Annotated in this window: 7 protein-coding genes; all 7 read left to right on the top strand. The window is 43.3% G+C overall.

The features are described from left to right. Nucleotides 1-2 precede the first annotated feature (2 nt). The 7 genes from HMPREF1535_RS02955 (at nucleotide 3) to HMPREF1535_RS02925 (ending at nucleotide 11,707) form a co-directional block, all read left to right on the top strand. Nucleotides 3-1,610 (top strand): RagB/SusD family nutrient uptake outer membrane protein, encoded by a 1,608-nt coding sequence (locus HMPREF1535_RS02955; protein WP_046145248.1) that lies wholly within the window; start codon nucleotides 3-5, stop codon nucleotides 1,608-1,610. Nucleotides 1,611-1,717: 107 nt separating this feature from the next. Next, nucleotides 1,718-4,375: a glycoside hydrolase family 2 TIM barrel-domain containing protein gene (locus HMPREF1535_RS02950; RefSeq protein WP_046145247.1), complete on the top strand. Its 2,658-nt coding sequence runs from the start codon at nucleotides 1,718-1,720 to the stop codon at nucleotides 4,373-4,375. 119 nt (nucleotides 4,376-4,494) lie between these two features. Then, nucleotides 4,495-7,110 carry a valine--tRNA ligase gene (locus tag HMPREF1535_RS02945; protein WP_046145246.1) on the top strand — a complete coding sequence of 872 codons (2,616 nt, stop codon included), beginning with the start codon at nucleotides 4,495-4,497 and terminating at the stop codon, nucleotides 7,108-7,110. A 149-nt stretch (nucleotides 7,111-7,259) separates the two neighbouring features. Beyond that, nucleotides 7,260-9,227 (top strand): tetratricopeptide repeat-containing sensor histidine kinase, encoded by a 1,968-nt coding sequence (locus tag HMPREF1535_RS02940; RefSeq protein WP_052716637.1) that lies wholly within the window; start codon nucleotides 7,260-7,262, stop codon nucleotides 9,225-9,227. 23 nt (nucleotides 9,228-9,250) lie between these two features. Then, complete coding sequence (locus tag HMPREF1535_RS02935; RefSeq protein ID WP_046145245.1) at nucleotides 9,251-10,102, top strand: sugar phosphate isomerase/epimerase family protein; 852 nt, start codon at nucleotides 9,251-9,253, stop codon at nucleotides 10,100-10,102. 44 nt (nucleotides 10,103-10,146) lie between these two features. Further along, nucleotides 10,147-11,178: a DUF6340 family protein gene (locus HMPREF1535_RS02930; protein ID WP_007654585.1), complete on the top strand. Its 1,032-nt coding sequence runs from the start codon at nucleotides 10,147-10,149 to the stop codon at nucleotides 11,176-11,178. A 67-nt stretch (nucleotides 11,179-11,245) separates the two neighbouring features. Beyond that, a complete protein-coding gene (locus HMPREF1535_RS02925; RefSeq protein ID WP_046145244.1) occupies nucleotides 11,246-11,707 on the top strand; it encodes a hypothetical protein in 462 nt (153 codons plus the stop codon). Nucleotides 11,708-11,745: the final 38 nt, after the last annotated feature.

Raw genomic sequence — 11,745 nt, 5'->3', positions numbered from 1 at the left:
AAATGAAATCAATAAAAATATATATATGTGCGGCCATGATGGCGCTAGGTGTTTCTTCATGCGACAGTTTCCTGACAACTCCTCCTTTGGATCAGATTTCAGAAGATCAATGGTGGAGCGATAAGAGCCAGACGGAAATGATGGTAAAGGGAGCTTATCAATATGTGTATGGACCCAACGAAGTAGTACTTCGTGATTGTATCAGTGATAATGCAACACATCGTGAAGCCAAATATAAAGAAGTGGGTAACGGTACTTATACTACCCAGAGTGCAGCAGTTAAGGATGAATGGAAGTATGCTTCCATAGCCAAGCTGAATTATATATTGGAAGGGATCGAGAAAGCGAAAGACCAGATATCGGAAGAAGAATATCTCCGTTTTAATGCGGAAGTACGTTTTATTCGTGCATTTGTTTATTATGATATGGTTTTCTTTTTTGGAGATGTACCTTTGATTACTAAGACTTTGAGTGTGGCTGAAGCTCGTGAGACATCACGTCAGCCTCGCCAGGAAGTTTTGGATTTTATATTGAAGGAGTTGGAAGATGGAGTTTTACCGAATATTGAGAAGGTTGCTATAACGGAAACCGGTCGTGTTAACAAGCAGGTAGTAAATGCATTTCTTTCCCGTATTTATCTACATGAAAAGAATTATGAAAAGGTTCTTTATTATACGAATGAGGTGATTAAAGCCGGAAAATACGAGCTTCATCCCAGTTATGAAGAATTATTCCGTCCACAGGCTGATGGCAGTAATAAGGAAGTGATTTTTGAACATCAATATAGCTCTCCGTTGGTTGTACATGAACTGAACCGTAACCTGTCTCCGGCCTCTTCCATTTATGCCGGTTGGTCCCATGTGTTGGGGTTGCAGGAGTTGGTGGACGATTATGAATGTGTGAACGGTCATCCGGTTTCCGAATGCGAATCTCTGGGGTGTGAATATTTCCAGAAAAGGAAAGATGCGGAAGCTGAAACGCATCGCGGAGAATATGATTTCCGCGATCCTCGTCTGGCAGCTACGATCATGTGGCCGTATTGGGAGTGGAAAGTGGGTGGAAATGTTCTTTCACGCTATGGTGTTGACGATCCGGACAGTAAGGATTATGTAAAGAAAGAAACTCATATGACCGGCTTTCTGGTCACGAAGTGGGTGGATTTGCAGGGAGAATATGCAGACCGTACACGTGGTCAGAAGAATTTGACTATTTTGCGTTATGGAGATGTCCTTTTGATGCGGGCGGAGGCTTTGATCGAATCCGGTCAGGATTTGGGTGAAGCGGTTACGTTGATTAACCAAATCCGTCAACGGGCGGGGATGCCTGATATTGTAATTGCTTCCCAATCTGTACTGCGTGAAAAGTTACGCCATGAAAGACGGATAGAAACGGCCTTTGAAGGTTTGCGTTATTATGATATTATTCGTTGGCGTATTGCAGATAAGGTGAAATCCGGCAAAGTATACGGTGCACGTTTGAAAGCGATTAGTGAAGCTATGGATAATAAGTTTGTGGAAGAACGTTTCTGGAATGATAAGATGTATTTGTTCCCGGTTCCTCAGGAAGCCATAGATAATAATTCAAATCTGGTGCAGAATAAAGATTGGTAATACTGATTACTAATTAGGTTGGAGAACCCCGGATCTTAATTTGCGGATGAAGATGCGGGGTTTCCTTTTGAAAGTAAAAGTGATTGATTCTAATAACAGACTATTTTATGAAAAAGAATATTTTAGCGTTACTCTTTCTCTTATTGACATTCAATCTGTCAGCCTCAAACTTGCCGGAGTTCTCGACTGCCGGTTTTTATGAGTTGCCTAATACCGGACGTGAGGTTTATTCCATGAATCTGGCATGGAGATTTATTAAAGGTGACGTGCCGGGGATGCCCTATACTGTGAATTTTGATGACTCCGGTTGGGAGGTGGTCTCTGTTCCGCATGGATTGGAGTATCTGCCGGAGGAAGCCAGTGGTTGTGCTAATTATCAGGGCATTGCCTGGTATCGTAAACATTTTACTCCGGATGAACGGTTGAAAGGAAAACAAATGTTTATACATTTTGAAGCGATAATGGGGAAAAGTGAAGTCTATGTGAATGGGCAATTATTGAAAAAGCATTATGGTGGATATTTACCTGTTATTTTAGATGTAACTAATCTCCTGAAGTGGGGAGAAGAAAATGTAATAGCAGTAAAGGCAGATAATAGTGATGACCCTTCTTATCCGGTCGGTAAACCGCAAAATATGCTGGACTTTACTTATTTCGGAGGCATTTACCGTGATTGCTGGCTGATTGCACATAATGATGTGTTTATAACCAATGCAAATTATGAAAATGAAGTTGCGGGGGGCGGCCTGTTTGTTTCTTATGCGGATGTGTCTGAAAAAAGTGCCCTTGTCAATCTAAAAGCCCATATCCGGAATAGTTCGGTAAGCGATAAGAATGTTACGGTTACTTTTGAGTTGAAAAGGAAATCTGGTGAACTTGTCAAGCGTGTATCGAAGAAGTTGACAGTGAAGAGGGGAAATGCTTCGTATGCTGTTGGTTCGATGAAAATTAACGCACCTTCTTTATGGAGTCCCGATCATCCTTATTTATATGATTTGGAAGTGATGGTCAAAGGTGCTAATGACCGGATTGTGGATGGCTATCGTCAGAGAATCGGTATCAGAAGTATCGAATTTAAACAAACGGAAGGTTTATGGATAAACGGAAAACCTTACGAAGGAAAGATCATGGGAACAAACCGGCACCAGGATTTTGCTGTTTTGGGTAATGCTTTGCCGAATTCAATGCAATGGCGGGATGCCAAAAAACTGCGTGATGCGGGGTTGAAGGTTATTCGTACCCATTATGTGATAGACCCGGCTTTTATGGATGCTTGTGATGAATTAGGTTTGTTTGCACTGGTAGAAGTTCCGGGTTGGCAGTTCTGGAATAAAGAACCGGTTTTTGGAGAGCGTGTTTATTCGGATATACGGAATATGATCCGTATACATCGTAATCATGCCTCTTTGTTCTTCTGGGAACCAATCCTGAATGAGACGCATTATCCGGAGGACTTTGCCAAAAAGGCATTGGATATTTGCCGGGAAGAATACCCGTATCCCTATAGTATTGCGGCCTGTGACGACGGGGCGGAAGGTGATCATTACTACTCCTTGTTACTGCGTCCGATCGAATCGAAATTACGGACAGATAAAACCTATTTCATTCGTGAATGGGGAGATAATGTCGACGATTGGAACGCCCAGAACTCGGATAGCCGTGTGGCACGGGGATGGGGAGAAGTACCGATGCTGCTTCAGGCGGAGCATTATGCGAATCCGTCTTATATAAAGGATTATCCGGTTTTATGTTATGAAACGATCAGCAATAAACCCGACCAGATTGTCGGTGCCTGTTTCTGGCATTCGTTCGATCATCAGCGCGGTTATCATGCCGATCCTTTTTATGGCGGAGTTATGGATGCTTTTCGCCAGCCGAAAGCGTCTTATTATATGTTTATGTCGCAGCGTTCTCCGGAAAAAAGCGATTTGATTGCGGATAATGGACCGATGATCTATATAGCACATGAACTTACACCTTTTTCACCGAAAGATGTGACTGTGTATTCCAATTGTGATGAAGTACGTTTAACAGTCTTCAAGAATGGGAAAGAGTATATTTATAAGAAAGACCCTGATCATAAAGGTATGCCTTCTCCTATAATAACTTTTGCGGATGCATTTCATTTTATGGAATGGAAAGCGATGGCCCGCTCTGGAAGGCAGGATGATGCGTATCTGCTGGCCGAGGGATTGATAGACGGGAAAGTCGTAGTGAGCGATAAACGCTATCCGTCTGGTCAGGCAGACCATATTTCTCTTCGTCTGGACAATGAGCAGGTTCCTTTGAAAGCGGATGGCTCCGATGTGGTAACTATCATTGCCGAAATCGTAGATAAGCGTGGAACGGTAAAACGTTTGAATAATTCAGTTGTCCGGTTTGAGATAGAAGGTGAGGGACGTTTGCTGGGAGAGGCTTCCGTGGGTACGAATCCGTGTCCGGTCGTTTGGGGGACTGCTCCGGTCCTGGTACAATCGACAACAAAGTCAGGTAAAATCAAAATCAGTGCTTCCATGCAAAATCCGGGCCAGTCACGTCCGTTGGAGGGGATACTGGAGTTTGAAAGTGTAGCAAATGATCAAAAAGAAGTTTTCTCACAGAAAGAGTTATCCTTATCCGGACAATCCCGCTCTGTAGTTAATCTTTCCACTAACAAAAGTGATCTGGAAAGGGAGAACGAACGTTTACGTAAAGAATTAAATCAATTGAAAGTGAAAGATGTTGAAAGGCAACAGACGCAGTTCGGTGTAGGGATCAATGACTGATGTATCCTGATTTTATAGGCGGAACATGCTATATGATAATATTTTTTGTACCTTTGCAACTCAAAAATAACAGGCTGACTGGCCTGTGTTTAATAAGGATATAATTAGAACAAAACAATATGGAAATTGCAAGTAAGTACAACCCCGCCGAAGTAGAGGGAAAGTGGTATCAGTATTGGTTGGATAACGGCTTCTTCAAGTCGAAACCAGACGGCCGTGAGCCGTACACAATCGTCATTCCGCCCCCTAACGTCACCGGCGTACTTCATATGGGACACATGCTTAACAATACCATTCAGGATATCCTGATCCGCCGTGCCCGCATGCTTGGAAAGAATGCTTGCTGGGTGCCGGGCACCGACCATGCTTCTATCGCTACTGAAGCAAAGGTTGTAAACAGACTGGCTCAGCAGGGAATCAAGAAAACGGACCTGACCCGCGACGAGTTTTTGAAACATGCCTGGGAATGGAAAGAAGAGCACGGAGGTATCATCCTGAAACAGTTACGTAAACTGGGTGCATCCTGCGATTGGGACCGTACGGCTTTTACGATGGATGAAAAACGTTCGGAAAGCGTATTGAAAGTATTCGTAGACCTGTTTGAAAAAGGACTGATCTACCGTGGTGTACGTATGGTGAACTGGGACCCGAAGGCCCTGACCGCTCTTTCCGATGAAGAAGTAATTTATAAGGAAGAACATAGCAAACTGTTTTACCTCCGTTATAAAATCGAAGGCGAGGATGGTTACGCCGTAGTGGCAACCACCCGTCCGGAAACGATCATGGGCGATACTGCCATGTGTATCAATCCGAACGACCCGAAGAATCAGCACCTGAGAGGTAAGAAGGTGATCGTTCCGCTGGTAAACCGTGTGATTCCGGTTATCGAAGACGATTATGTAGATATCGAATTCGGTACAGGTTGTCTGAAAGTGACTCCGGCGCATGACGTAAATGACTATATGCTGGGTGAGAAATACAACTTGCCATCCATCGATATTTTCAACGATAACGGAACATTGAGCGAAGCAGCCGGTTTATATATTGGTATGGATCGTTTCGATGTTCGTGAACAGATCGAGAAAGACCTGGAAGCAGCCGGCTTGCTGGAAAAAGTGGAAGCTTACGAAAACAAGGTCGGTTATTCTGAACGTACAAACGTTCCTATCGAACCGAAGTTGTCTATGCAGTGGTTCCTGAAAATGGAACATCTGGCCCAGATTGCTTTGGAACCGGTTATGAATGACGAACTTAAATTCTATCCGCCTAAGTTCAAGAATACGTACCGTCACTGGATGGAAAACATCAAGGACTGGTGTATCAGCCGTCAGTTATGGTGGGGACACCGCATCCCGGCTTATTATCTGCCGGAAGGTGGTTATGTCGTAGCCGAGACAGCAGAAAAAGCATTGGAACTGGCAAAAGAAAAGAATCCGGCATTGACTATGGCCGACCTGCGTCAGGACGACGACTGTCTGGATACCTGGTTCTCTTCCTGGTTGTGGCCGATCTCTTTGTTCGACGGTATCAATAATCCGGATAACGAAGAAATCAATTACTACTATCCGACCAGCGACTTGGTGACAGGACCGGATATCATCTTCTTCTGGGTTGCCCGTATGATCATGGCCGGTTATGAGTACCGTAAAGATATGCCGTTCAAGAATGTGTACTTTACCGGTATCGTTCGCGACAAGCTGGGACGTAAGATGTCCAAGTCATTGGGAAACTCTCCCGATCCGCTGCTGCTGATCGAACAGTATGGAGCCGATGGTGTCCGTATGGGGCTGATGATGGCTGCACCTGCCGGAAACGATATTCCTTTCGATGAGGCATTGTGCGAACAGGGACGTAATTTTAATAATAAGATATGGAATGCCTTTCGTCTGATCAAAGGTTGGACGGTAGACGATACGATCGCACAGCCGGAAGCATCGGCAACTGCTGTTAAGTGGTTTAAGATGCAGCTGGACAAGACGATTGCCGAAGTGGACGACCTGTTCAGCAAATACCGTCTGAGTGAGGCAATGATGATGATCTATAAATTGTTCTGGGACGAATTTTCTTCCTGGTATCTGGAAATGATCAAGCCGGGTTATCAGCTGCCGATCGACAAGGCGACTTATGATGCGACTCTTGGTTTCTTCGACGCCTTGCTTCGTTTGCTTCACCCGTTCATGCCGTTCATTACGGAAGAATTGTGGCAGGCATTGGAACCGCACAAGGATGGTGAAAGTTTGATGGTGGCGTTGATGCCGGAAGTCGCTCCGGTCGATAACGCCTATCTGGATGCTTTTGAAGTAGTGAAAGAAATTGTTAGTGGTGTTCGTACTATTCGTTTGCAGAAAAATATTCCGAACAAGGATACATTGGCTTTACAGGTTTTAGGCGATCATAACGATGCTTTCAATCCGGTTATTGCCAAGATGTGTAACCTGTCTGAAATTACAAAGACTGACGATAAAGCGGCCGGTGCTGTTTCTTTCCTGGTTCGTACAACTGAATATGCTGTTCCTCTGGGCAATATGATCAATGTGGAAGAAGAATTGGCAAAACTGGCTGAAGAGCTGAAATACCAGCAGGGTTTCCTTGCTTCCGTACAGAAGAAGCTAAGTAACGAAAGTTTTGTAAGCAAAGCTCCGGCAAAAGTGATCGAAATGGAACGTAAGAAACAGGCGGATGCCGAAAGTAAGATCAAGTCGATCGAAGAAAGCATTGCCGCTCTGAAGAAGTAAAAAGCTATTTTTATCCTGTTATAGGTCCCATATTTGTTCTGAATCAGACAAATATGGGACTTTTTATTTTTATCTTTTATTAAAAAGGTATAATCTATTTAATTTTTGCTAACTTGCAGGCCTTGATATGTATGCGAAGTTTGTAAGAAATGAGGGTATTAAGGGGAATACTGTTTATCAGTTTTTGTTTTCTTTGGGGATACTGTACCCCGGAAACATTAAACGCCGCTGAAAAGAATAAAGAAACGTTGTCGCTCGACACTCTTTATACTTTAGCTCGGGAACATGTCCAGCAACAGGTTGGCTTTATGTATACAACTCGTTTGCTGGAAGAGGCACGGCGCCAGAAAGATAGCTATCAGGAGGCGAATGCGATGTTCTGTTATGTGCGGTATTATTATTCAAAGAATCCTGACAGTCTGTATTTCTGGATGCAAAAAGCGTTGCCTTTATTTTTGGAACAGAACAGGCTGGTTAAATATTTCAGGATGAAAGCCTGGTATATTTATGTGTTGACTCGTAGTAAGAAGAATGAAGAGGCGCTGAAATATGTCACCTGTTTGAAAGAGGAAGCCGTAACGTTGAAATTCCCGGAAGGAATGGAGATGGCGAATCAGGCCTTAGCTGATTTTTATTTATCTAATAACCTGGAAGAGGAAGGTGTAGCTTTGTATGAGGAAGTTATAAACAGTATGGAGATGAGAAATGCTCCGCTAATCAAGCGTGTCAATATTATCCGGCAGTTGATGAATAAATCTACGAATCTGGAGAAGAAAATGAAGTATACCCATCGGTTGGAAGAGTATATCAAGATTTGTAAAGAGAAAGGAATCGAATGGCTGGATAATGAAAACCCCCTCTATTATTTGGAATATGTGGTGCATCGTCATTATGCAATACTGTATATCGCAGAAGATAAACTCCCGGAAGCTCTGAAACATTTAAAGAAAGCGGAAGAATATATCCGGGAGCATGAGATGTATAGTTATTCAAGTGAATTGCAGACTATTTACGGGGCATATTATAAACAAAGTAAGCAGTATAACAGAGCCTTGGCTGTTTATGATTCTTTATTACCTGTCTGGCGTGAGCGGAGGACGATGCAGGGGTATCTTGAAATGTTGCAGGATAAGGCAGACGTTTTATTTGAAAGCGGAAGGGATAGGGCTGCCTCGTTGGCTTATAAGGAATATGCCTTTTTGAATGACTCCTTGTCCCAGGTTCGTTTCTATCAGGAGCTGGCGGAAATGAAAACACAACATGAGGTGGATAAGTTGGAGTTGAAAAACAGGCAGATGGATCTGGAAGTAGCGCAGGCTCATTCTCATCTACTCCAAATGGGAGGCGGGGCCGCTTTCCTGTTAATTCTGTGTTGTCTGTTGGGATATATATCGTACAGCCGCCATCGGTATGGTCAACAATTGAAGTTGGCAAAAGAGAAGGCGGAAGAGGCCGACCGGATGAAGTCTGCTTTCCTGGCGAATATGAATCACGAAATACGTACTCCGTTGAATGCTATTGTCGGTTTTTCGCAGGTATTGGTAGATGAGGATGATTTGGAAACCCGCCAGGAATATGCCGATATTATCCAAAGTAATAATGAACTGCTTCAGCGCCTGATCACGGATGTCCTTGATATTTCCAAGATTGAATCCAATACTATGACGCTCAGTTATGCCGATCATAATTTGCCTGTCCTGATGAAAGAGATATATAATGTAATACAACTCAGGATGCCGGAGAACGTTAAATTGGAATTAAATGAGTGCCCGCCACAACTTTTTTATACCGATCGTAACCGTCTTACGCAAATTCTTACTAACTTGCTGACCAATGCGATTAAGCATACGGAAAAAGGTTTTATCCGGTTTGGTTATGAGGTGACGGAGACTGATGTTATCTTCTCGGTGGAAGATTCGGGTGAAGGTATTCCTGAAGATAAACTGGAGCAGATATTCAGCCGCTTCGTTCAACTGAATGACTGGAGTAAAGGGGTAGGACTGGGGTTAGCAATTTGTAAAGGTCTTATTACGCAAATGGGCGGGACGATCAGTGTCTCTTCCGTGTTTGGTGAAGGCTCTGTTTTTACGGTTGTGTTGCCATTGAAAAAGCCGTAACATATTATTTACATAATTATACCATGGAGAATTCTAGAAGAAAATTTTTTAGACAAGGACTTGCCGGTGCATTATTGTTAGGATCGGCAGGCGTAGTAAAAGCCGGTTTGCCGGACCGGATCATTCCAAAGGCGGCGAAGTCAATAAACCCTTGGCGTTTGGGGATGGCTGGTTATACATTTGTTAATTTTGATTTGGATACTACTCTGAAGACATTGCAGAGACTCGATATTCATTATCTTTGCATTAAGGATTTCCATCTGCCGCTGGATAGTAACGAAGAACAGATCAAGGCATTTCATGAGAAATGTGCTGCTCATAATGTTACCGGCTATGCCGTTGGTCCTATATATATGAAGAGTGAAGCGGAGATTGACCGTGGTTTCGAGTATGCGAAACGCGTAGGGGTGAAGTTGATTGTGGGCGTACCCAATTACGAATTGCTTCCTTATGTGGATAAGAAAGTGAAAGAGTATGACTTCCACTATGCGATCCATTTGCATGGACCCGATATTAAAACATATCCGGATGCAACAGATGTATGGGAACATACGAAAGACCTGGATCCGCGTATCGGAATGTGTCTGGATATCGGTCATGACCTGCGTAACGGATGTAACCCGGTTACCGACCTGAAAAAATATCATACCCGTGTGTTTGATATGCATATCAAGGACGTGACGGATTCGTCGAAAGCAGGTGTCGGTATAGAAATCGGTCGTGGAAAGATTGATTTCCCTGCGCTGATGAAAATGATGCGCGAGGTGAACTATACCGGAATGTGCAGCCTTGAATATGAAAAGGATATGAAAGATCCTTTCCTGGGTATAGCTGAATCGATCGGCTATTTCAAGGCGGTGAGTGATATTGTATAATTAGAGGCGCAATCTTTTGCGCCTCCTTCTAATAGTGAAAAGTGATGAGAGTTGCGTATTGTTTATTGAGTGTTTGCTTATTGGCATCCTGTAGTTCTGTTAGCTATGTGGGTATTGATACTTACAACCCTGCCGAAATAACATTTCCGAAAAGTGTAGGAAAGATTCTTGTTGTGAATAACGCTGTACCTCAGCCGGATGATGTCGGGTGTGAGTTCAGTCTGTTTGGTGACAAGGTGGATACTTGTAAGGTGAAAGCCGACAGTGCTCTGTTTGACGTATGTCGCGGCTTGGGCAGGTCGATGGCAGATATGTCCTATTTTAATGACGTTCTTCTCTATCACGATGCAGTCCGCAAAGATGATGTTTATTACGAGGATAAAAAATTGACTCAGGATCAGGTACAGGCATTATGTGACGAAACCGGATCGGATGCTGTGATTTCCCTGGACCGGATGTTGTTTGAGTCCAAGAAAAATGTGGTGGCTTTTGCTGAGGGTTATGTGGAAGGAGAGATCCAGGTGAAAATGTCCGGTGTTGTGCGTGGTTATCTTCCCAACAGGCCGAATCCCTTAGCTACTGTCTATGTGGCTGACAGCCTTTTCTTTATGGAAGACGCACCGAATCTGATCCTTCTCGACAGATATTTACCTTCATCCGAGAATGCTTTACGTGCTTCTGCCGAATACATTGGAGCGAAGGCCAGTCCTAATTTTGTACCTCACTGGAATAGCGAAACGCGCTGGTATTATAATGCTATGGGATCCCGTTGGAAAGAGGCTTCTGCCTATGCGCAATCAGAAAAATGGGATAAGGCTGCTGAACACTGGATGCATCTCTATGAAAAATCAAGTAGTCCGAAAGCCAAAGCCAAAGCTGCTTCCAATCTGGCGTTGGGTAATGAAATGAAGACCAACCTGGACGAGGCCTATGAATGGGCAAATAAATCGTACGAATTATTTAAGAAAAGCGAAGGCGAGGACGGCAAGAATACTAAACTGTTAGCACTTTATGTAGAAGTGTTGCGCAACCGTATCCGTTCCGATAAAAAACTTAACATGCAATTTGGTGAATAATATCATATATTCTCCGAATTATTATTACTTTTGACAGACGATTCGAAAAAAGAATAAAAAGAGAGTTATGAGTGCAAATAATGCAAAGATTCAGTCTGTCCTGGAGACAACATTTACTTCTGCTATCGGTAAGCTGACAGCTGAAGATTCTAACGGCTATTACAGCGATTTATATGTTCAGGCGGATGCTGAAAGCGGAGAACTGCAAATCTATGATGAAGATGAACGGTTACTGGATAAGGTTATCGTTTTTGATTGGGTAGGTTGTCCTTGTGAAGAAGAGCAATTCAATAAACAGGTAGCCAACACCGTAAAATCTGTGCTGACTCTTTTAGTTGCGAAAACTGTTTTTGAAAGTCCCCATATCATGAAACCTTTCTCTGTCAGTCTGACGGATGAGGATTTTGTTGTAATAGAGGAGCTTCTCTTCCTCGATGATGAAGTATTACGGGCAGATGATCCGCTGTTGAAAGATTTGGATGCAGATTTAGATGATTTTTTAGCAAAACTTCTTTCAGATGTCGATTAGACTTCTTACCTTTGTGCCCGGATTAAAAAACAAGTAGC

The sequence above is a fragment of the Parabacteroides goldsteinii DSM 19448 = WAL 12034 genome (assembly GCF_000969835.1).
GTDB classification, from domain to species: Bacteria; Bacteroidota; Bacteroidia; order Bacteroidales; family Tannerellaceae; genus Parabacteroides; species Parabacteroides goldsteinii.
This window is presented reverse-complemented; position numbering and strand designations above follow the sequence as displayed.